General features: G+C 45.7%; 15 protein-coding genes. 1 reads left to right on the forward strand and 14 read right to left on the reverse strand.

All coding sequences use genetic code 11. The features are described 5' to 3' along the window. Window positions 1-178: 178 nt before the first annotated feature. The 14 genes from J4G07_09965 to J4G07_10030 all read right to left on the reverse strand — a co-directional run bounded on the left by J4G07_09965 (window position 179) and on the right by J4G07_10030 (window position 22598). A complete protein-coding gene (locus J4G07_09965; protein ID MCE2414320.1) occupies window positions 179-1393 on the reverse strand; it encodes a DegT/DnrJ/EryC1/StrS family aminotransferase in 1215 nt (404 codons plus the stop codon). Window positions 1394-1493: 100 nt separating this feature from the next. Beyond that, complete coding sequence (locus J4G07_09970) at window positions 1494-2051, reverse strand: DUF402 domain-containing protein (GenBank protein ID MCE2414321.1); 558 nt, start codon at window positions 2049-2051, stop codon at window positions 1494-1496. Window positions 2052-2180: 129 nt separating this feature from the next. Continuing rightward, window positions 2181-3161: a homocysteine S-methyltransferase family protein gene (locus J4G07_09975; GenBank protein MCE2414322.1), complete on the reverse strand. Its 981-nt coding sequence runs from the start codon at window positions 3159-3161 to the stop codon at window positions 2181-2183. A 631-nt stretch (window positions 3162-3792) separates the two neighbouring features. After that, window positions 3793-5703 carry a DUF4445 domain-containing protein gene (locus tag J4G07_09980; protein ID MCE2414323.1) on the reverse strand — a complete coding sequence of 637 codons (1911 nt, stop codon included), beginning with the start codon at window positions 5701-5703 and terminating at the stop codon, window positions 3793-3795. Window position 5704: 1 nt separating this feature from the next. Next, on the reverse strand, window positions 5705-6346 hold the full coding sequence (locus J4G07_09985) for a corrinoid protein (GenBank protein MCE2414324.1): 642 nt from the start codon (window positions 6344-6346) through the stop codon (window positions 5705-5707). 582 nt (window positions 6347-6928) lie between these two features. Continuing rightward, on the reverse strand, window positions 6929-7627 hold the full coding sequence (locus J4G07_09990) for a PEP-CTERM sorting domain-containing protein (protein MCE2414325.1): 699 nt from the start codon (window positions 7625-7627) through the stop codon (window positions 6929-6931). 142 nt (window positions 7628-7769) lie between these two features. Next, entirely contained in the window at window positions 7770-8558 is a 789-nt protein-coding gene (locus tag J4G07_09995) for a transposase (protein ID MCE2414326.1), read from the reverse strand. Between the two features lie 439 nt (window positions 8559-8997). Next, window positions 8998-9411 carry an IS200/IS605 family transposase gene (gene tnpA / locus J4G07_10000; protein ID MCE2414327.1) on the reverse strand — a complete coding sequence of 138 codons (414 nt, stop codon included), beginning with the start codon at window positions 9409-9411 and terminating at the stop codon, window positions 8998-9000. Between the two features lie 595 nt (window positions 9412-10006). Further along, window positions 10007-14725 carry a hypothetical protein gene (locus J4G07_10005; GenBank protein MCE2414328.1) on the reverse strand — a complete coding sequence of 1573 codons (4719 nt, stop codon included), beginning with the start codon at window positions 14723-14725 and terminating at the stop codon, window positions 10007-10009. After that, window positions 14709-14996 (reverse strand): BrnT family toxin, encoded by a 288-nt coding sequence (locus tag J4G07_10010; GenBank protein MCE2414329.1) that lies wholly within the window; start codon window positions 14994-14996, stop codon window positions 14709-14711. Before J4G07_10010 ends, J4G07_10005 begins: the two co-directional genes overlap by 17 nt. 394 nt (window positions 14997-15390) lie before the next feature. Then, entirely contained in the window at window positions 15391-16452 is a 1062-nt protein-coding gene (gene dctP / locus J4G07_10015) for a TRAP transporter substrate-binding protein DctP (GenBank protein MCE2414330.1), read from the reverse strand. Continuing rightward, a complete protein-coding gene (locus tag J4G07_10020; GenBank protein MCE2414331.1) occupies window positions 16452-17360 on the reverse strand; it encodes a hypothetical protein in 909 nt (302 codons plus the stop codon). The genes dctP and J4G07_10020 overlap by 1 nt, the downstream gene beginning before the upstream one ends. Before the next feature lie 181 nt (window positions 17361-17541). After that, window positions 17542-18654: an aminomethyltransferase family protein gene (locus tag J4G07_10025; GenBank protein MCE2414332.1), complete on the reverse strand. Its 1113-nt coding sequence runs from the start codon at window positions 18652-18654 to the stop codon at window positions 17542-17544. A gap of 128 nt (window positions 18655-18782) precedes the next feature. Beyond that, window positions 18783-22598 carry a BamA/TamA family outer membrane protein gene (locus tag J4G07_10030; GenBank protein ID MCE2414333.1) on the reverse strand — a complete coding sequence of 1272 codons (3816 nt, stop codon included), beginning with the start codon at window positions 22596-22598 and terminating at the stop codon, window positions 18783-18785. Window positions 22599-22824: 226 nt separating this feature from the next. Here J4G07_10030 and J4G07_10035 point away from each other — a divergent pair, with 226 nt between their 5' ends. Beyond that, window positions 22825-23877: a TIM barrel protein gene (locus J4G07_10035; GenBank protein MCE2414334.1), complete on the forward strand. Its 1053-nt coding sequence runs from the start codon at window positions 22825-22827 to the stop codon at window positions 23875-23877. Window positions 23878-23942 lie beyond the last annotated feature (65 nt).

Raw genomic sequence — 23942 nt, forward strand, 5'->3', positions numbered from 1 at the left:
GGTGCTTTACTTGGGTATTTCTGCGGATTCCCCTTGTTAAACGGAAACCTCTTAACTGAAAACTGAAAGGTTTTTCGCAGAAAAACCGTATTCTCACTGCGAAGCAAACCGACAACTATTCTATAGAGCTAACTCAGACCAAAAGGATAGTGGGAAATTTAACAAGGCTGGCTACATACTATGAGGTATCTGACTTTAACTCAGCGACGTTCCGACGAATTTTAATCGTCGCCTTAATAATATCCTCTATGTCCTCTTCACTCGCCATCAGGACGTTCTGACTTAAGGAAAGACCTGTTTGACATATCTTTTCCGTTTCAGGGCAATGTACACCCTCATAATTGAGATCCTGACCGAAAAGGTTAGAGGCGAGGAAGTCTGCTCGATACATAGGCGTGGTATACCAATACCCCATCGGTATCCCTTCGGCGCGCATTGCCCGGAGGAACGTCTCACGTGAAATGCCTTCAAATTCCTCGGAATCAAAGATCGCCTTATAGCCGTGACATCCGCCACGCGTGGCACGCGGGTCAAGCGGCGTGACTTTAATACCTGGAATCTCACCAAGCCAACCATCTAACCACCGCATGTTCTTATGCCGGTAATTAGTTTCAGCCTCGAGCCGAGTCAAACGGGAAAGGAGTAACCCAGCTTGCCATTCCGTCATTCGGAAGTTTCCCCCAAAGGGTTCCGCCTCTCCGAACTCAGCATCGAGTAAGGTGCGACCACAGTTATGGAGCGCGTAAGCACGTTCGTAGAGTTCTCGATCGTTTATAAGGACGATGCCCCCTTCGCCAGCACAAAGATTTTTCGACGATTGGAAACTAAAGCACCCGAAGTGCCCCCAACTGCCGACCCCTCGCCCGCGCCATTCCGCGCCGTGTGCTTGTGCACAATCTTCGACAATCTTCAGGTTATGCCGATTCGCTATGTCGATCAGCGCGTCCATATCCGCTGGATACCCGGCAATATGAACGGGCAAAATCGCCTTCGTCTTTTCCGTTATCGCGGCTTCCACTTTGGAAGGATCCAGCAAAAAACTGTCCGGTGCAGTATCCACAAAAACTGGCACAGCATGCGTCATCAAAATGGCGACGACCGTCGCCTGAAAGGTATACGGGGTCGTAATGACTTCATCACCCGGACAAACGCCAGCGGCTTTTAAGGCGATATAGAGTGCCGAGGTGCCGCTATTGACGCAAACGCCATAGTTCGCACTTTGGAAGTCAGCGAATTGTTGGGCAAACTCAGGAACCTTTGGTCCCCCAACACCCCATTGTCCGCTTTTATAGATGGTTTCAAACGCTTCAAGGTCTGCTGGATCAAACGTGGGCCATGCGGGGAATCCAGCAGTTCGGACAGGTGCGCCTCCATTTATTGCCAATGTTGCCATATTTTTAATTTTCCTTGCGGTTCGGTGAGGCGAGTTGAATGAACTACGTGCCTCTCCGTATATCCGCCTGCGCCGTTGTTGCAGGCTATCGTTTTCGCGTTCAAGACGATAAGGTCTCTACATAATTCTGCAGATCTGGAAACCCCGCTCTACGCATTACTTCTTGTAAACGACTCTCCAAATGACCAGATTCAACTTCAGCGATTAATGCCTTTAAGACTTCCAGTGCTTTTCCTTCCAATTCAGTGTCAATCGCGCCCTTCTGCACTGCCTCTTCAAACTCGTCCTCGTCCTGAATTTCGTAGGTGCCATCTGGATTTATCCACAGGTCTAAGAACAGATCTGTTATTTCAAAACGATTCAGTTTTCCATTTACATCCACACTCCGTTTGACCGGTTTCAGAACATCACAGTAATAGCCGGTCCACTCGTTCTCCAGATTATAAACCTTGCCGACATCATACCACGACCCTGTAAACACAAACCAGACTGCAGCGAAGTTATCTGCCAAAACTGTCTCACCGTTCTGAACTATCGGCGAGGACGGTTTAACCCGTTGGGACGTAACAATGACCGCATCGTCGAGGTACAGTAATTCCTGTTGAAAATGATTGACTCGATCAGGGGGTCTTTTATAGGTAAGTGTTACTGTTTCCATTTTTCTAATTTTCCTTGCGGAAGAACAACGTGGGTTCCTCAAGCCTAAAGAAACACCCCTCTGCTACGCTTACGGGCTGCGGGTTTGGGGCTAACGAAAACCTCTTTACTGACTGCTGACAACTGATTGCTAACCGCTAAACGGCGCGATTGCTTCACGGAATGCTTTAATATGTACTGGCGTTGTCCCACAACAGCCACCTATTAAGTAAGCCCCTGCTTCAAGGAGTGTGGGAACGTAACTTGCCATCTCTGTTGGGGTCTGCGTATAGACGGTTTGGTGGTTCTCATCAAGCTTCGGCATGCCAGCGTTAGGATACGCCATCATCCGCTTACCATTAATTCCTGTTGCAGTGAGTGCTGTGTGCAACTGTTGGGTCCCGAAAATCGCATAAGGCATTCCCGTATGTTCATCGCGTCTGGATTCGGCACCACAGTTCACGCCGATGATACTCACCGACTCCAACAGAGAATCTCCTGCCGCAGATTCGTTGTTCATGAGAATATCAATTAGATCTGCTGGAGAATTTCCCCAGTCAGTTCGATAGATGATATTACCGGTGCGCCGTTCTTTTGTCCATTTGTAGGTCATGTTCACGGCAATAGGGATACCTGTCTCGCGCGCAACATCTACAGCGATCGCCGCTTCTTTGGCAGAAAACATCGTCTCAAGACAAAGAAAATCCACGCCTTCTTCTGCGAGGGTATGGATAACCAATTTATGTGCCTCTCTCGCGTCCGCATTTGGAATGCCGAAAGTGGTATCTCCGCTGTCGGCTTCAATGGCACCGGGAGAGGGTCCCACAGAACCAGCAATATAGACCTCTCTGCCACTCTGTTCGACAGCTGTTTTAGCGTGTTGAACGGCGAGTCGCGTGAGCCGTTTCGCATCGGATTTGTCTTGTCCCGCCATCTCCAAGTGAAGCGGAGATGCCACGAACGTGTTTGTCCCAATCGCTTCAGCTCCCGCACTGATGTAATCCGAATGAATATCAGGAACAGCGGTGGGGTGTAGCTCGTTGGCAAGTGCGCTGTTAGCGAGTTCTATACCACGCGCAAATAACTGTGAACCAAACCCGCCATCGTATAAAATTGGTTCATTAGACTTCAAACGTTCTTGAAAGTTTTTAATTTTACCTTGCGGAGAAACGACGAGCGTTAGAATTTTGACGTGCGTTCCTTAAATCCGCCCTCCAAATGTAAAGCATTCTGCGCAGGTCTCCTATGGAGGCTTGCGGGACAATGCGAAGCAAAATTATGCCATTTATGGCATAATTTCATTACAGGCTATGTGCTTTGGGTCAAGCAAACTCATGTTTGCAGTGCCTTCCTTTGGAGTTGCTATTTCGTAGCATAGCCTGTTAGGCTGTGTCACTGCTCCATAGATGTCAATTTAAGAAGAAACTGAGCATGGCATTGTAGGGTGGGTAGAACGGATACAACCCAAACCGTAAAAATCAGAGAAAGACAAAGTTTTCATCAGACACGCCACATTGATAGAACCGAGTGAAACCCAACGCTTTCGTTGTCAAATACCTGCGACTCTGGCGGTATGAAGTTGGGTTTCGCTGCGGTCTTGAGCGCATATGACGACAGGTTGGATTCCAGGCGTATTTGGCACTGCGACCTCTCTGTTTCCGTTCCGCTCTACCCAACCTACCGGACCCCGAAATCCCTAAATTGACACCTATGGTTAGGCTGTGTCACTGCTCCGTTCGGGTAGGAGAACCCAAGACCTACCCTTATAATGTTGTTGGCATCGGGTTAAATTGGCAGCCTTCCACGAATATATCAAAGAAATCGGGCGTTGTCTCCAATTCAATATGTTCAATATTGTTGACAAACGCTTCAATATCAGCACGCTTTTGATCAGAGAGGAGGACAGCTGTCGCGCCTGCTATCGCGGCGTTGCCGATCTTAACAACGTTCGCTTCTGGAACGGGTGCGAGAAATCCGATTTCAATAGCATCCTGTAGGTTAACATAATTGGCGAAACCACCTGCCAAAAAGAGTTTTGTTATATCTTTTGGAACGCAGCCGAAGTGCCGCAGAACAATATATTGTCCACAGTAATTCGCCGCCTTGGCTTGTGCCAAATTGCTTGCATCCTCGCGTGAGAAGGTGATACCGTGTTCCGGCAAAAGGGACATGATGCGTTGTTTCCTATCTGCAAAAACGCCTTTTGGACTCATCTGATCGTTCCGACGCAGCTCAGCGAGGAGTGAAATCAGTCCAGAACCGCATAACCCCTGTGGTGTCTCCCCCTCTGGGGTCTCACCACCAATCGTCTCGTAATTGAACTGACCATCGTTCCACTTTACAGACTCAATAGCACCCGGGTAAGCAGGCATTCCGTATTCAATGCCGCCACCTTCAAATGCGGGACCGGCAGGACATGACGCAGCGACCATCCGTTCTGCATTTCCGACAACCACCTCTGTATTCGTTCCAACATCAACCAACATGATGACTTCATCTCGCGAAGGTATATCAATCGAGACTAAATCCGCCGCAACGTCTGCCCCGACATGGCTCGCGATCAACGGTAAGCTGTAGACCATCGCTTTCGGATTCGCGCGGATACCCAAGCGACGCACTTTTTCAATAAGAGAAGTGGTCGAACGGACGCCCTCCCGATACGCATGCTCAATCAGAGATTTATACGGCTTTTGCCCGATGCTCTGAACGTCATGTTTGAAGAAAATATCACGCATCGTTGTGTTACCAGCAACAACGACTTCATAAATCTCTTGGCGAACGAAGTTGTGACGTTCGCACATCTCCATGATTTCGCTGTTGAGTGCAGCAATCAACGAGCGGCGCAGTTCACCCTGAAATTCACCATCATAGGAGATGCGATTCATGATATCGCTCCCACCAAAACGCTGCGGGTTCTCAAATGAACTGACAGAAACCGTTTTCCCGTTCTCTAAATCAACCAAATTCGCCACCACCGTCGTTGTTCCGATGTCCAAGGCGAGTCCGTAGAGATGTCCGCGGTAACGGTCAATAGGATCGTCATTGTAATAGACAACCCCATCGCGATGGGTAACGCGTGGATCTAATTCGGACGCACTACTATCTGTCGTAACGGTGTGCGTCAAGATCCTTGGTGTGCGTCGAAGCGGTCCGAACTCAATGTCTTTGTCAATGTCAAGAACAACTGCTTGGCAGGCGAGGCGGTAGTTATCTCGGAGGAAGGCTTCTGTTTCATTTGGAGGTCGGAGGCTGTCCATACCATGCTTAATCTCGACGATACATTCGTGGCACTGTCCGGTTCGGAAACAGGAGGTGGGTACTTGGACGGTTAAATCGTCTGCATAGTCAAAAACGGTTTTCCCAGGCGTGAGTTGATAGGCGTTTCCGTCACACGTAATTGTGCCCGTGCTGTGTATTTTTCCCGATTCGTCGGGAGCGTCAGTCTCCCACGCATTGCGATAATCTAATTTATCGTCTCCAACACAAAGAAGACCTGTCCCTTCATCAATCTTTCGTTGATTTCTGCAGCCGAACTTTGCTGTACAATGATCAAAGCGATTTTTGTAGGGACACCGATACGTCGCTTGTTCATCGGCGTGTACAACCAGATCTTCAAAAATTTGTGTAATTTTACTGAGGCGTTTTTCGTATTCGGCTTTATCTATTTTTTTCATTCTACCACTCTTCGTCCGGCTCCTCAAGGAATTGCTTGGCGAGCGCGACGCATGCCAGGGCATCTTTGCCATACCCATCAGCCCCCATATCATCAGCAAACGTCTGTGTAACTGGCGCACCCCCTACCATAATTTTGACTTCTTCCCGTAAGTCTTCGTCAATAAAAGCATCAATTGTTTTTCCCATGTTCGGCATTGTTGTTGTTAGGAGTGCCGACATCCCCAAAATCGGTGCTTCATGTTCCTCAACGGCTTCAATGAACTCATCCTCAGAGGTATCAACCCCTAAATCGTGGACCACAAAACCTGCCCCACGCAACATCATGATGCACAAATTCTTGCCAATATCGTGCAAATCGCCCTTGACGGTTCCCATAATCACAGTCCCGATCGGTTCAATCCCGGATTCTGAAAGAATTGGTTCAATATACGCCATTCCGGCTTTCATTGCACGGGCACACGCCAAGACTTCTGGTACGAAAATGAAGTTTTCTCGGAATTTGATGCCAACGATCCCCATCCCAGCAATGAGACCATCATCCATAATTTCCAATGCTTCTGTGCCTTCTTCCAGCGCAGCTTCTGTCAATTCATCAACAGTGTGATGGTCGCCGTCAATCAGGGCAGCAGCGATGGCTTGCATAGCTGGGGTCGCTTGTGCAAACATCTCAATGGTCCGTGTTATCTCGTCGGGTTCTTCCAGGAACTCTTCGATCTCTTCCCGTATAAATTCGTTTGCAATGTCATTAATAGATGCCACGAGCTTTGAAGCCTCCTCAAAGATACAATGATACCACACACTCGGAAAAATAACAAGTGAATTTTGGAATGGACTCAATGCCATTCAGTTTTCTGGTAGGCGAAAACTCCGATTCCCGACTTTCTTCTCTAAGAGCAACCTACCGGCAGCGAGTTATCATACACAACCAACAGAAAGTCGAACACTAAATGCCCTATAATATGAGACGGGTATTGTATCACAGATTGCGTGGAACGTCAAAAAAACAAGAAATTTTTAGCGGAATTTAGAGAATAATCCGCGATTCAGATTATCGGAGAGAAAAATTGAAAGTGTTCTACTTTATGAGCATGAAGATTTTCGCGGCTCATAATCGAAAAGGGCCTCCCCGGTAGCGTCCATACGGTTTCAAGCGGATATAAAAAACGGCTCAAACCAAGTTATTACTGGATTCAAGCCGATTTAGAAAATGTCTGATATTTGCGTTTATCGGGCGTTTTTGAGGCTTCCCCATGTGGTTGTGAGCTTCGCTTTAGGGTCTACGGCGGTAAGATTAGCATCGCCAAAGTACTCAATTTCGCCAATTTGAAAGTACGCCCCAGCCGGGTTCGATGCGGTGTCTAAAGTAACATGCCGAAAAAAGCGATATCCTGTGGTTTGAACCTCGAAATCTTCCCCTGCCTCAAAAAGGACGACTTGCAGTCGCTGCTCCCAAAAGCTATCCCCGTCGTGAGAAAAGATGGTCGTAAACGCCTCGCCGTCATTCGACCCCTGAATCTCCCACACTGTAGGGTCCCTCGCAGGAACATCGTTCGCTGAAGATACAGTGAAATGTGTCAATGCGTACGGCTCCTCAAACTCAGCTGTCACGTGCAGACCTTCCTCCGGAATGCCGCCCCCAAGTCCGCAGCACCATTTGTCATTGCTGGGTCCAAGGCGGTTATCGAAGACGTTAAACGCAAATTCACCGCCCCCGAATCCGGGTTCATCGTTAGCTGAGAAAATGGCGTTGTAACCGCTATCTGCTTCAGGTTCACCATCGTCTTCTGGGTCGGTTAGGTCTCCTCCGAGCAGTGAATCCGTTCCTTCTCCCAAGACTTCCTCCGCCTGTGCCAGGTTGCTCGTGCTGATAACACAATAGGCTATCATCAACACAAATCCTGCTAAGACCATCATAATTTTCATGTCATTCAACTCCCTATAGAATGAATCTCACTTTTACGTGAGTTTCGGATGTAGTAAGATACGGAAAGAAAGGGAGGTGATTTGTGTCCGTTCCATTTCCGCTATAGTTAAACGTTCAGCACATATGTGATACTCACAACGGCTAAAGCCGTGTGCTTCTTTGCTTCCTCGTGGGAGGCTTACTTGATTTGAGTCCCGAAAACGGTGACCACTTATCAAGTCTACACAGGTCAGGATGATACCTGATACCCGCGGGGGATACCACCGCCCCGACTACAGGGTTAAAAAGGAAACCCTGATACTTCGTCAGAATGTTACTCGCACCTACAACGTCTCTGTGTCCTTGCCACTCGCATTGGCGACAATGGTAAGTCCTTTGAGAAGGTTTCTTTCTATGTCCGCAGGAAGGGCAGGTTTGAGACGTATAGGCTTCGTCCTCTGTATCAACGTTGATACCTACGGCTTTTGCTTTGTAGGTAATCATGTTCTGAATTTTAGAGAACGCCCACTGGTGTAACTTCTGATTGGACCTGTTGCCATAGTTGATAGATCGTCTAATATGCTTTAGATCTCCAATGACAATCGTTTCTATCTTTCGCTCTCGGCAAGAAGAAACAAAGCGTGACGTGATTTTATGGCGCATATCACGCAACTGCGCGGTTAACTTCTGTAGGGTTCTATTTTTGACGCGTTTGAGTTTTTTCCAGCGTCTGCTATATCTAATGCACCGCGATAAGGCTTTATTGAGACTCGACTTAAATTTGTTCTGATACCTAACAACACTGCGGATTTGCCTACCATTGTAGATTTCGGAATGGAGACCGTCAAAATAACGATTGGGTGGATTTCGCCCATATCTACAGCAACTGCCGACCCTACTTTTGCTTTCGCCTTTTTCGGAGTTGTGTCGTATGTTGCATGAAACTCGTATTGTTTTGTTGTTCGATTATACACGAGTGAGACTTCGGCAGGCACGACCTTATGGAACTTTTTATCGATCTTTATCCAAAGCGGGTCTTGGTCTAATCCCATAGAAAGTTGTAGTTTCCCACGCTTATAGGAAATGCCCGTTGCTCGCCATGTGAACGTGTGAAACTTCCGTGTTTTGTTTGGCGGTTTCGCGTTCGGATTCGATTTTCGGTTGGCAAAGAAAGAACGTCTTGCTCCACAATAGTCGTCTATAATTGCCTGAACGCTATGGGCATGGCACGGATACTTTTTGAATTTGAGATATGCCTTGAGTCCCCTGTCCGAAAGCCAAAAACCTTTCTGCTCATGCGTTTGGAACGCAAGCGAAACGGTTTTAGAATAGATACGTCCACCGAGGCGTGGAAGTCGCTAAAATATAGGTTCGGTATTCTTTCTTGGATTTAGACACTCTTTTGATCCTCGATATATTCTTTGACGACTTTTAGAGATACACAGCCCACAGATGATATGAACTTTGAACGCGTCCAAAGGGAAGGTAAGCGGGATTTAAGGTGTGGGAACTCTTCTCTGAGTATCCGAGACGTATAACCTTTGATTAATCCCACGATCCGAGTAATAGGCACTTTCGGATTGTTCTCAAGTATCAGGTGTACGTGGTCTTCCATAATCTCACTGGCACGCACTTTGAAATCTAATTCTGTTTGTTTGGAGCAGATTAAATGGTGCAAACGCTCTTGGATAGACGCGTCTAAAACTTTGCGTCTGTATTTGGTACACCAGATAATGTGATATTGACAACTATAAACCATGTGGGTATCTGAATACCAATCTTTTTCGGGGTTCTTGATAAACATTATACTATAACCTTTATGTTAGTTTCTATAATATAGTATAATATATATTTTAGATAAGGTCAAATATATTTTGATAAAAAAACAGAAGTTAGCGGGGTTGGACCCAACGCTAAAGCATTGGGATTGTTAGACAATGCCCTTCATACGCGCCTCACCTCTGAAAAGGCTGACTAAGATTAAAAAATCTTTAACCTTGGGGTATTATACCATATTTTCTACGCTGTGCCAAGTCAATCATAAATCTTAAATTTTAGATTCCGTATCATCAAGAAAGCCACTGACTTCATTAGCCAATGGCTTTCTTGTATTCCGATTGCTTCATAGGTTTAAATTTTTGTAGCATAGACTGTTAGTCTGTGCATCTGCAGCAGACGCGAGGCATACATCACAAACTCAAACTCGCAGCAACGCTGTTGCTTTATCCAGTTTCAAATTAAAGGTAAAACCGGTTCGTAGTAGCGCAATTCTGCGGTGTACTCACCCAAATGCGACGTGCATTATTGCGCATTCGGGACGTGCGATAAATCGCAGGACTACAAACCTACCCTAAAATTCAAACTGGCTGGAACACTGTAACCTAATTTGTAAAAAACGTCTACCAATTATTAGAATCAGAGGTAGGTTTCCACCAAGGGGCGATTCGAGGAGTTGAACCTACTGGAAGTTTCTCACCTCGACAGTAGTCGCTGAATTTTCTCCCAAAAACTTTGACATCACGTTTCGTCTCTGTAGAGTGTCCCCATCGGTACCAAAATCGGTAATGGAGCGCAGCAAGTTTAGGGTCGATGTCTTGTGGGTCCTCACCAAATTCCTCTTTTTCGATTTTACGATGCCACCATTGGGCAATAGGTGATAGAGCAGGCTTGATTTGCTCAAAAACAGCGGAAATTCGGAAAGGATCGCGCGTCTGTAAGGCTTTCCGATAGACTTCTTGACAACTTCGTTCCTGTTGTGCCACTTCATAAGCCCAAGTAGCGTGTTCACGCACCCATCGACTTGAATCATTTAATTTCAATCCTTCAAGTTTCTCAATCGCTTCGTCCGTTCCAAACCACGGCAAAATCGAAATACCCAGATTACGTTCCTTTGCATAAGGGCTCGCTAAATACTTCTCGGTCACCAACTTCCATAACTCTTTCTCCCCTCCCCCAGCTAAAGAGGCAAGGGTCATGAACATAATTTCTTCGTCGTTTAGGCACTCTTCTAAAAGTTCACGTCTGAGTTGACGGTGTTCAGGCGAGTTACAATACTCAACTTTCCAGAGTTGAGCGAGAAATGTTTCTACCCCACCGTACGCCCAAAAAATTGTTGTACCGCCTTTTGCCTTTGATTGACGGTAATATCGCATTGCGGTAGTAGGTTGGAAGCGCAATAACAGGCAGAGGATGTTATCCATGAAGTCATACGAGCCTCGGCAATACCATCCCGATTTGGAAAGTAAGTCCAGATATTCGATTGCCAATTGTGAGAAATCGGTGGTGTTGTATGTCGCCCAAGTCTGAAGAACTTCTCGGTTGACCGTGAACCGTAACTCCTCGGCAGAATCATGGTTTTTCTCATCACCTTGAAGAATTGAACACATCTGAGTTATCAGTTCCCTGCCCCACCGCGACAGATCATCCGTCCGATCTAGTGAGCAGAGAAAGGAACCCACAATTTCTATTGGTAGCAATGGGACGAGTGTCTCATAGGACGGAACATCCTTACCTTCATAAATAGGAACTGTCAGCCTTCTGCTATTCTCGTGAAAAAGATGTTTTCTTATTTCCTTACTATTCAAAATTTCATCCAAGAACCGTTTTGGATCTGATAATGCCGACAACATCAATATGAATGTTCCAGCAGTTAAATCAGGTTTCCTCAGCTTTAACTCTTTCAACGCCCATGTTACTAACTCCTCATCAGTTTGATTTCCAAAGGCATAAAGGACCCTCCAATACTCTTGCTCTGGCAATTTTTTTGACCCTTCGTTAGACATAGACCCATCATTAGTTGTTCCCGGATCAAGTGTTTCCAACTTTTGTTGTGCCAACTCTACAATTGGCTTCGGTAACAACTCCTCCAGTAAATATGGTAGCGGTTCATAACAAATTGATCTCCTAAGTGCTTCATGTGAAGATAGAAATTCAAACCAGTCTGTCAATACTTCCTCAGAGGCAGAAAAAAGAAGGGTTTCTGTCAGTAAGGAAGTCAAATGAATGGCATCGAATGATGAATTATCCGTTTGAGCATCTTGAACGAGACGCTGCTTCATTCCTAAAATTGCTTCCATGATTCTTACGTTATCTTCCGGTTTAAAAACAAGTCCGTGAATTGACCGAAGTTTAAATTGTGCCCATTTTTGATTCAGAGTATTAAGTTTGAGATGGCAGGCAAGTTCTGCATAACTTTCAGGATCATACTTAGCAACCCACGGCAGTAGATTTTCTATACAAAAATCCTCAAGGGTCGCCCCCACACTCGATCCCAATTTAGCAGTTACTGATACATCTTGCAAAATCTTCTTGATTTCAACGATATCCTCATGGTGCCAATCAGGCAAATCTGTCCGAACCGCTAAATAGTCGAGTCCGTGGTAATTACCGTTGGCTGCGGGTGAATCACCTATTAGTAAACGTTCCTGATTACGGATGCGATCAATATAAGGCTTAAAACGACGATTGTGTTGTTCTATAAAGGCATGTGTCTCTAATTCTTTCTTTGAGAGTGGACGTTGCAACAACGGCGGTAAATTCACAAGTAGACAATCCGCCAACCCGTAAACCCCTCTTAATAATGATGCATCAGCTTGGGCTAATTCTGCTAACCAATGCAAATTACCTAAAACTTCCTCAGTGTATCCCCATCTCATCAATTTACCAATTTCCTCAAAAAATCGTGTTCCTCTATTAAAGTTATCGTCAACATTTGCCTTGCTATGCAGGGTTGCGTAGCAACGTGTGAGTGTTTTTAAAAATTGACGCTCTGGTCTTTGAGATAAAATTGAGATTGCCGCGTCTAATAATCGGGATTGTATGTCATCCTTTTCCCGAGGAGACCGCTTCCCCTCGGTATGTGTATAAACAACGTCTTCCGGTATATCATCAGTGTATATAGGCAGAAGCCATTTGGTAAGGCGCGATGCCAAACGATTAAGATCACCTTTCTTGTTTAACCAAGTTTTCGCCAGCGGGGCAATGAGGGCATCTTCATAATTTGGGGAATTGTGATACTCTAATTCAAATTCAACGACTTGTGCATAAGCATCCGGGTCTTTTTCTGCCCAAAACAATAGTCGTTCATCTGTAATTTGTGCATTGTGACTATGGAACCAAGCAAGCATCAAAGCAGCTCGTTTTTGCGACAATTGTTCTTGTGAAAGGTCAGTATTTGGAAATATAGCAGATAACTGTAGCGCGGCAAACAGTGCCTCTGTTCTCAGATCTTCTGAAAGAATTGGCTCAAGTTCTTGCTGAAAATGCTCAAGTAAATCTTCAATTCTGGTAAACTTTGTGTTATCAAAAAGGTGAGAGAGGTAAAGGGTCCAGCAAAGTAAAACATAATCAGCACTCAACTTTGCGTCAAATAGACCTGCTTTGCTTACAATGCGTTGTTCTTCTAAATCGCGCCTGATTTTGGAGTAGTCGGAAAAACACCCTTTAAGCAGTTGTCCAAGTTTCTCTGGTGCGGCATCAATTTTGTCCCATGCTATTTGTTTTGCGAGATTTGAAAAAAAATCTTTAGGATCTTCAGGACGAATCCAATCAAGTTTTTGTTTAATCTGTTGGTCAGAGCGCTTAATTTTGTCAGTTAAATCTGCCAATAAAACCATTTCCGGAGTGACGACAGCAAATGAACCAAGTTCATCTCGCAATTCAAGGCATCTCTGAAAATATCGTGGAATTCTTGCAGTGTCTTTTAATGAATTTGGTAAGTCATCGGGTTGGAGTCCGTTTAGGATTAGCATCTTCTGTAGTTCGGAATCATTAAAATGGTCAACAGGAATTTCATGGCATCGGCTCCACCAATCAGGATAGTCATTCAAAGGACGCGTAGTTAACAAAAAACGGACTCTACTTCCCCACTCGTTCTCGTGCCTAAAGTATTCCGAGAGTATCCGATCTGCTGTCTCAAGGGCATCCCTTTCATTGACACCATCAAGTACAATAAGGGTTTTACGCCAGATTTTTGCAGGCTTGTTTTGCAGTTTAACGATTTTCCCTTGTTCGTAAGATGGATAGATTAAACTAAAACACGTGTAAAGCAAATCAAATATAGACTTGTGTCCTTTCCAGTCTTTACTATCTAACCAAAAAGCGACAATATTCTCGTTCTGACAGATCGAGTTCATCGCCTTGGCGGCAAGCCACGATTTTCCGTGTCCTTCCTTACCTTCAAGATAGCAGACAGGCTGCCCCGATGCCTCCCACCAATCTTTGATTTTTGATCCCAGCAGAGACCTTTCTATTGCTTGGGGTAAGTTGATAGGATTGAAACCTTTGTTTGTGCTAAAACGCTTAAGCAGGTATCTTTCAATGTCTTCTTGAACATGTTTTTGAGTTTGGATTCCATCTTTGAGCTTGTCTCGGAGTTCAGATGTTTTCTTGGTCGTTTCTAACTTATCCTTCTCTATTCCAACCCAGGCCAAGAATTGTTGACTGGTGTCTGAAAGGTCAAAGAATTCGTTGATGTCCTCCCAAAGGGTAACGCACAACGCTCCAAGTTCTGACAGATTATCCGTCAGTTCAAGAGTAACAATATCCAAGCCGGTTTCTTCTGAGACAGCCTCCAATTCACCAAGCGACTGTGCAGAAATATCACGAGAAATAACCAAGACATAAACTTGAAGGTCTTGTAAATTTCTCTTTACTATATTAATGTCTCCCACAATTTCTACATCTCTAGGCTTTTTTCCGTCGCTGTAGTTCTTGGCTTGAATTGCTACTTCTCCTGTCATGTTCCTAGCGTCGCCACTTGGTTGAGTGCCGGATTTTGCGAGCACAAACGGAATTTCAAGAAGTAATTCTAGTAGCCTTGCAGCGAGTTCTTCAAAAGGCTCGCCTTTTTTGCGTCCTTTGTGTTGTTCGTCCAGTGATTGGATGAGTTCTTTTAGTTTTCTCCAACCTTGTTCTGCCGAAAGCGGGTCGCTCTGATCAACTGCTTCACTCTCGTCTGATGACAGATTCTGACGTGATTTAAGATTAACCTGAACTTCCACCTCGAGGGTTTCGTCCCAATAATCAGAAAGGCTGTGCGTATCCCAAAATTCGCCTATCTCCTCTGGTGTTGCCTCGGGAGGGGGCATTGGATCTCGTTTTTTATCTTTGTCTTCCATAATTTCTTCGCTCCGTTCTGGTCATATCCCTTGCGCTGATAATCAACGCCCGACGATTTGGTTTTTGAATAAAAAAAATGATGAGATACCGTCCCGCGTCGGTTTGTCCCATAGCTGAGTAAACATCTTCACCAGACCGATTGCCTTTAGAGACGAAACGAAAACGAGGACGATTGGTTAAGACTTCTTCAACTTCCGTTTTTTCTACACCATGCTTTGTCGCTAATTTCTCAACAAATTGTTGCTGCCATATAATCTCATCAATCCGCAAATTTCCGCTCCGGTCCTGTGTTAGCGTTCTCGCGATTAGCTTGGTGCTTGTAGAGGTAAGTTTTCAGATTAAAAAAGTGCAGAGTCAGGCGAGTGCCATACACTTTCCTGACTCTCTCCTTGCAGCATTATATCACATCATTCAGTGTCTTGGCAACATTTCATCAATATACCAGAGTCATTCAATTTTGGATTTTTTAACCATTTTGGTTGGAAAGTTGCGATTCAAAGGTCGCGTCTACTGGAGTATGTCGGGAATCGGAGTTCCCTCCTACAGGAGAACTGAATGCCTCTGCCAAGGTGAAGCAAAACAGAACTTATATAAATTTGATAAGCGCGCTGTCAAAGCGCGCCTATCGACAAAAGATCATTGGCGGATTGCTGACCGCTATCCCTTAATTTTTCGCTCGATACGCTTGCAAGAGGGCATTAATCTTGTCAAGAAACGCTTGCGAGTAGATCTCACCAACAAGAGTTTTATGCGTTTCTGCAGCGAGGGCATCCCACGCTTCTCGGGAATCCTCCTCAAATTCAACGACTTGAATGCCTGCCTTCTTTTGCAGTGCCTCAAGCGCCCTTTCATTATCCTTACGAATATCCTGAATTAAATCGCTCTGATGCGCGTCCGCAACTTCACGCACAACCTTCTGCTGATCCGGAGAAAGCTCATCAAACTTTTCCTTCGTCATGACTGTTGCACCAACACCAACACTGACAGGAAGATTCGTCATATATTTGAATTTATCGTGCCATTGCAGCGCAACAGTGACATAAGGTGATGCAGCTAAAGTGTTGATTTGCCCTGAGTAGAGCGAAGAGAGGACCTGTGTGACCTCTCTCGGCACAGTTGCGATCTCAGCGTTTTTGTGAAACGTAAGCCCAATTTTGTCGCTCGTCCGAGCCCACATCTTGACGTTTGGGGATTGAAGATCGGCAATAGTGCGGATAGGTTGATTGCTGAAGATATAATAAAAGCCGATGTCTCCCATACCGAGTAGGACATACCCGGCATCCATAAATGCTTTGTCAAGATCGTCACGGAGGTAGTCACGGACATAGTCAAGTTCTTCGTAAGTTCTGAACATTCGAGGCAGTTGGAAAATCAGGACCTCTTCCTGTATCTCACCAAGACCCGTAGCGGTCATGGCACCTGCGTGGATCAGTCCAGCACGCATCTTGCGGATAACGTCAAGTTCATCTCCCTGAACCCCATTCGGATAGATACGGAGTCGGAGATCACCATCTGTTTTGGCGCGAATTTCTTTCCCCATCGCTTCAAAATTGTTCATCCATGTGGAACCCTTTGGCGCGAGTGTTGCGAACTTAATAGATTCAGCACTAAGATGCGCTACGGGTAGACAGAACATTCCTAAAATGAATAGGAACACGCACACTAATTTAAAAAGGGAATCGGGGTTAAAAACCCCTCCTACATAGCCTATTTTTTCGTTCTTCATTACTCTGTGTCTCCTTCCTCCATTTCTGGATCAAAAAGGTCATCAACCTGGTCGAGTAAGCGTTTGGCACGCGATTTCGCCAACGAAGTTGCGGCTTCCTCACCAGGATAAATGTCCGAGGGTGCGTCAAGGATTTCTTGTAACGACTGTTTGAAAAGCGTCACATTCTGTTTTGGATAAGCATAGTACCGTGCAAGGTAGAGTTTGCTCATCAAGAACTTGCCGTCATTGATTTGATCGACATGCGCAATATGTACTTTTGCCTTCTCTGGATCTCCGCCGATTGAGGGTGCCCGGTCGCCGTAATAAACAGCATAGAATAGATGCGCGCTGCCGAAATAGAAGGTTTCATCCAATTCAAGCACACGTCCCATCATCAATTCCACACGGGCGAGGTCAATCACCTGCATCGGATCATCTTTCTGGAGGCTAATGCCGCGTGCAATCGAATAAGCCGCCCAAAATAGCGGTTCAACATCCTTTTTTTTCAGTTTCTGAAGTGCTTTTTCAAACGCTTCAAGATCAACAGTTCTTGTTTCATTGAAGGTTTTATCGGATTTCGCTAAAGCCTTGCTCGCGTATCCTTCAGAACGTGTATAGAGTTCAATTGCCCGTGTGCGCATTTCGTCCGCAGTCTCATAGTCGCCTGCTATTTCGGCTTCTTCCATCTTATCCTCAATAAAGCCTGCATAGGATGAATACGCACGAGCCGTCTTAATAATGAGATTTTTATTTCCAATCTTAGCCACGCTCTCAAGTGTGCCGATGTTTCCCTCAAGGGTGGCTTCTACGACAGCGAGGTCCCCTTCCCCTTGAATCCTTGCCAGTTTGGCAAGACCGCATCCTCCTAAAAGCATGGGGAGGAACAATAAAAGCGATATACGAAAATAAAATTTGCTGTTTAGCATCGGTTTAGATTTACCTCCTTAGAATGATTAATTATATTGGTTATCAGCCGTCGGTTATCGGCTATCAGTAAAGAGGTTTTTGGTAAAGGGCCCCTCTTGCTGACTGCCGACTGCTGACTGCTGACCGCTATTTTCAATGATAAAGGAAAATATGTTAAATAACAAGTTTTCGGGTTACAAGTTACGCCAAAAATGGCAGAAGCACGACTTTACCATCAACAGATCCTTCTAATGTTTCAATTCGGACACGACTATCTGCTGCAGTAACTTCCATCCGAACGTAACCGAGAGCAACCGATTTTCCGAGGGTCGGTGCAAAGGTAGCACTCGTAATCCAACCAACCTCTTTGTCCCCGTTAAAGACTCGCGCACCCAAAAAATCCTTATGGCTGTTTTGTGATGTTAAGTTTGCATCAATTTCAATACCGCGCAAGAGGCGGTTTGGATGTCCTCGGTACTTCATACGCGCGACAATCTCCTGCCCAATATAACACCCCTTTTCAAAATCGATAGCGTGTTCTAATTCCGCCTCAAGCGGGATAACAGAATCTGTCAATTCTGCTGCATATCTCGGTACGCCTACTTCGATACGGAGCGACTCAAGGGCATTCCAACCGATCGGTTGAACGTCAAAGCGCGTCCCTTCAGTCATCAATATCTCCCAAAGCGAAACTAATGCCTCGGCAGTGGTATAAAGCGTCCAACCTATCTCGCCAGTGCCATCTGTTCTCACACAGACAATTGCGTGTTCAAAAAGCGCGTCTGCTTCACGAAAGCAGTTATGCCCTTCTGGCAGCGTAGCAAGTTCGTTTATATCAAGCACAGATTGAATAAGATCCGTCGATTTTGGACCGTGGACAGCAATCGCCCCGGTTTCAGCGGTTACATCAGAAAGCTCAACATCGTCAGCGATGATGTACTTATCCAATTCGTTGAAGAGGTTGTCTGTTGTCTCAGGCGCGGTGTCAATACTGATTGCGTCCTCAAGAACGGAGATGTTCATGTCGGCTATAATTTTGCCGCGATGTGTTAAGATCGTGGCGTAAGTCCCCTGACCAATCGAGAGGCTTTCGACATCGTTGGAGATGATACGATGTAAAAATTTCGCCCGATCCTCGCCGATTAACCGATACCGGCCTCGGTAGGACACGTCAGCAATACCGACATTGTTTCTGACAGCATGATGTTCAGAAATAGCATCAGTGAACTCGGTCGCGATATTCCAATCCAAATGCTTTTTCTCGAATGCCGCATCGAGTTGTTCATGGATGGTATAGAGTGGTGTTGTTTTCATATTTTATTTTTTAATTTTCCTTGCGGTTCGGTCAGGTGGGTTGAATGAATGACGTTCCTCGGGTATATCCAGCCCTGCCCGTTGGTTGGGCTTACGTTTTTCTAATTTTCTGCTGGTATTTTCTGTCCTTAGAACATGCGATCCAAGCGCAAAATGATGATCGGATTTCGTAAGGAGAAAGATGAATTCAGTGGTTCTGCTACCTCAAGCGCAAGGCTCCATGGTGGCGGATTTCCGAACGGATCCCAAAAAACGGAGCATCCAATCCCAACAGACGTCTTCAACCGTGTCATAAAATTTTCAAAATCAGAAAATGGGGCATCGTCATACCACCATATACTACCCGCATCCAAGAAGCAACTGAGTGTCCACCCAAGGACACCATCTTGTTCGTTGGGAATTGTTTCTTTGATGAGCCGATACTCAAGGTTAAGTAGGAGCCGATTATCCCCGGCGAATACATTAGAATCGTGACCGCGCACGGTATTACCACCCCCAAGGTGAAGGAGCCGTTGCCTTGGCAAGGGAGCATCAGAAAAATCACCTGCAATCCGAATATTCAGATGGTGTGAGCCGGACAAAGGTGTGTAGCGTGTCAACTCAAACCGATAGAAATTGAAGGCGTGGTCCCCACCGAAACTGTTCCCTGCTATCTCAACGGCGAAGTGTCCGCGCCATCCGCGTCGGGTCCGCTCATTTGCGGAAAACAGCGTGTGGAAATGTCGTGTGGTCGTCGATCTGTGGTCTCGTGTATCAAACGCATAAACGAGAGAAAGACTTCTCAATTGTCCACGATTAATGCGTGAGTTTCCCCGCTTAATCAGATTTCGGTTTAAGTAACTCCAATCCGTAGATTTGGAAAGGTTGTCGTGCCTTTCCCCAGTGAATTCCAGTCTAAGATACGACCATTCTGATGGCGCATAGGTTATCCATCCCTGAGACCCCTGACGTTGATAATAATCTTGAAATGCTGAACCATAATAGGAGGCACTCAGGCTGGCATTACCTTGATGTAGATAGAGATTAGAACTGACATCGGTGAGCTTATAGAAACTCCCTCCAAATTTGAGCATCTGCCTCTTAAAAAACCCTTTCTCAATACCGGCATGGTAGTTCCATATTTTGCTCGAAAATCCACGACTTATTGAACCGAAAACCTGTTCTTTACCCGTGAGGCGCGTCGAGAGTGTCCCACCCGCACCAAGCATTAATCCGTGAACACGATTGAATTGAAGAATCGGGAAACCACCCGGTCTCGCGAACGGCTGCTCTTCAATGTCAACAATCATGACGTTTTTTCCACCCTCACGTTGAACATGCCAATTCCGAACCGATTTGAAATGCTCACTGTTTTTGCTGAGCTCCCGACGCATACCGTTTATCTTTGATTGACCGAGCGCATGATGGTAAATTTCTGGGGCTTGTGAATCTCCTACTCCATCACTATTTCCAGTGCTTAGGTTAAGTGCTGACAACAGTTCCGCTCGTGGGATTCGACTGTTTCCAGTGAAACGAATCTCGTGCAGGGTTCCCTCGTCAATGCTAAATTCCAAGACATCGTTGTCAAGTCGATGTGTGACAGTGGCGAATTCATAACCACGATTTACGTAAAAATCAGCAATTAATCGTTGCTTCAATCTAACAATGGTAGCGGCAAAATAGCCGGATTCTAAATGAAACCACTCCTTGATGAATCGTGAAGGGAAACTCCTGTTCCCTTCAATCTTAATTTGCTGAGCGAAAAGCACAGGGGCTTCCGTGACTCGAATATGCAAACTGACACTTGGAACGGAATCGGTTGGAAGGTTGGAAGAAGGGAAGGTTGGGTCCCCTTCCTCATCTTCCAGTCTTCCACCCTTTCGCTCTTCCATTCCAGTCTCTTGCTGATTGCTGACCGCTGATTGCTGACCGCTGTTGGCTTCTTCACTATCCCTCTCCACCTGCCGAGTTTCCAAACGCACATCTTGAAACCAATCCTGTTCCCTCAACTCTGCGATGAGCCAAGAAAGTTGCGGACTTGTGATAACATCTTCAGGCTGAATGGGAAGGGATTGTTGAACGACTTCTGTCGGAATAGTGGTATTCCCCTTGATTTCAAGGGTCGCAACCCGGATCTTAGTTTCGGATGCGAAGTCTGTAGAAGCGAGTGGTAGCGTAATGAATTCCAAAAGCCCCATTGCTGAACCATAACGTCCGGCAAGTGGGCCTGTATACTCTTGTGGCGAATGCGGCCACCACGGACGCTCGGTATCGTAAATTGGCAGCCAATAACTATATTCTCTGGATGTGGCAGGAATAAGACTCGCTATATTGCTACTATGCATCTTACGATGGATGTTAAAAAGCCACTTGTTTTCAAAAGAGAGAGTTGACTGCGGATCCATTTTTGGTGAAGGTTCCAACATTTTACGCGGAAGAGCAATCTCAAGGCTCCAAAAAGTAGCGTTAATTTGACTTCCAACTTTTGCATTTGAATCCCACGCGCTGTCCGCCTTGAACGCCGTTTGCATCGTTTTTCGATTTAAAGTGAGTTGGACATCATGCGGCGCGAACTGGAAACTCGGTTCTCCAGGCGTGTTGACCTGCTGGTCAAAATACGCGCGAATCGGGTTAATAACAAGGTGATAGTAAACATCAGTTTTCGGATTCGGATCAATCAGGATTTCAATACACTCGTCTTCCCAAATTGGTGAATCATGCTGGGTCTGTGAAATATACGGAAGCAGCGAATCGGACATGTACGCCTTTACACCGACATAGAAATTCTCGGTATCCCACAATAAAAAAGTTTCAGTTGAATTGCTTGGAACATCGGTGCCATCTGGGTTTTGGAACGGAGAGAGTCGCGCAGCGGATTGCCACGCGATTTCAGATAAATTTCCATCAATAGTGGGCGGTTCTGCTGCGTGCGGGACGGGTTGAGCGAAATCTATGGTGAGATCCGTTTCAGCATCTGCGGATGTATTGCCGCCGCTTGTTGATCTCGGTAGGAGGGAAATCGCGTTGGTGGCTTTCAACCGAAACAGCGGTCCGCCATCGTTAATAATGGTCAGCCCCGTTTCGTCGTCAAATTGTGCGGGCAAATTAACAACGATCTGCTGTTTCTCACTCTCAAGTTCAATATCCGCGGCATAATTTTCGGGAAGTCGTAAACGGATGCTACCGCCTTGTGCGGTTATATCCATCGGTGTGGCAACAGGGTCAAGGACCACCAGTCCAATTGAGCCATTCTGGGTCTCCAACTTGTTTTCTCCGTGGGTCAACAAAATTTTTCCGTCAATGTTGCCCTTGGTGACACGGATGTTATAATTGCCTAAGGTTTCATTTAAATGGATGTTCCCCGTCTCCGTTGAGGCTTCTATCTTTCCACGGATACGCTGAAGAGATATATCTCCGGTTTTGGCATAGAGCTTAACAGAAACATCCGGTGGCGTTTTGATTGTACATTTCAGTTGGAGTCCATCATAGCGCACTTCTTGTAATGCTATCGTGTTGGAAAGCGAGTTCGGCTGTGTTTCAGCGGACGTGTCCGGTAGTTGTATCCTTAACTGGAGTGTGTCATTGCTTTGCGTTCCTGTAAAGGTGATGTTATCAAGATAGTCTCGGATCAGATCGTCCTGTTGTGTATTTGTGGTTTCCCGTGCCTGCTTCTCAAGTGTAACGGTGATGACCTCGTCTTCTGTGGCAATCAGTTCGATATTACCCGATATATTCAAGCTGAGTTCTATATGATAAACATCTGCAAAACTGAAGGTTTTTGTTGACGCTGCCCCCACTATCAATGTCTGGGTTTCACGAATTGAATCGTTGACGGGTGGAGGCGGTGTGCTTCCTTCGCCTTCATGATCCGCCGCGTATGTATGCTGGACTGGTAAATTCAGCGTGAGCATGAAAAAATAAAATAGATATGAGTAAGAGAAAATCGTGCGAGATATGGGCAACATTCCGGGGAGGTTCCTTTTAATCCGGGATATATGACAATGCAATATCGGTTTGTAAACCCTGACTACAGAATTGCTTGACACATTTTAAATAATACAGTATACTTATTAGAAAGTCAAGCAGTTTTTTCGTATCCTTTATCGCTAACGCAGCGTTTCCAAAACAAAGCGATCAGAGGTAATATTTGTAACGAAATGGAAGAAAAAACGTTGCGTATAGGAGAGGATGATGAGCGAACCCCTTAAAGAAGCAACAGAGTATTGTTTCTCTTTCGGACCCTGGAACATACACGAGGGAATAGACCCTTTTGGACCCCCTGTTCGGGAGGCGTTCAGTTTCGATGAAAAAGTTGGGTTTTATCGCGATCTCGGTTTTGTTGGAATCCAATTTCACGACGATGATATTGTGCCGGATATTGACGAGAAAACACACGCACAACTGATAGCACAGACAAAAGCCGTCAAAAGACAGATCGACAACCATGGTTTAACAGCAGAGGTGGTGGCACCGCGATTGTGGGAATCTCCACAGACTATCGATGGAGCTTACACTTCTAATTCTGCAAAAGAAAGACGCTACGCACTGGAACGTTCAAAACGGTGTGTTGATATTGCTAACGAGGTAGGGTGTAAAAATCTCGTGTTGTGGCTTGCCCGGGAAGGCACATACATCCGGGAAACGAAAGACGCAGCAGCCGCAGTTGGACAAATTTTAGAAGCAATTAACGCGTTACTCGAATACGATCCAGAAATCCGAATCCTTATAGAACCAAAACCCAATGAACCGATGGACATCGCATATATTCCGACCATCGGACACGCTATTGGTTTAGCCTATGCCAGTGATGCACCGGAGCGCGTTGGCGGGTTAATCGAAAGTGCACACGCAATTCTCGCAGGTTTGGAACCCTCCGATGAGATGGGATATGCTCTCCATCATCAGAAACTTTGGAGCGTCCATCTCAACGATCAGAATGGGTTAAAATTCGATCAAGATAAAGCGTTCGGTTCCGTTAATTTGCGCCGTGCGTTTAATCAGGTACGGGTACTTGAAGAAAACGGATACGGTAGAAACGGTGAATTCATTGGATTAGATGTGAAGGTCATGCGGACACAACCACGGGACATCTCAACAAAACACTTATTGAGCAGTCGCAGAACCTTCCTGAATCTACTTGAGAAGGTCCGCACGTTTGACAAAAAGGTCGAACAGGAATTTATCGCAGCCCGAGACTATGAAGGTTTGGACTTCTACATCCTTGAACACCTTCTTGGAGCATAAGGTTTATTATAGGCGTGTGTAGGAACGCTGTTGTAAAGCGCGCTAACTCAACGAAGAGGAAGACA

The sequence above is a fragment of the Candidatus Poribacteria bacterium genome, assembly GCA_021295715.1.
Lineage (GTDB): Bacteria > Poribacteria > WGA-4E > WGA-4E > WGA-3G > WGA-3G.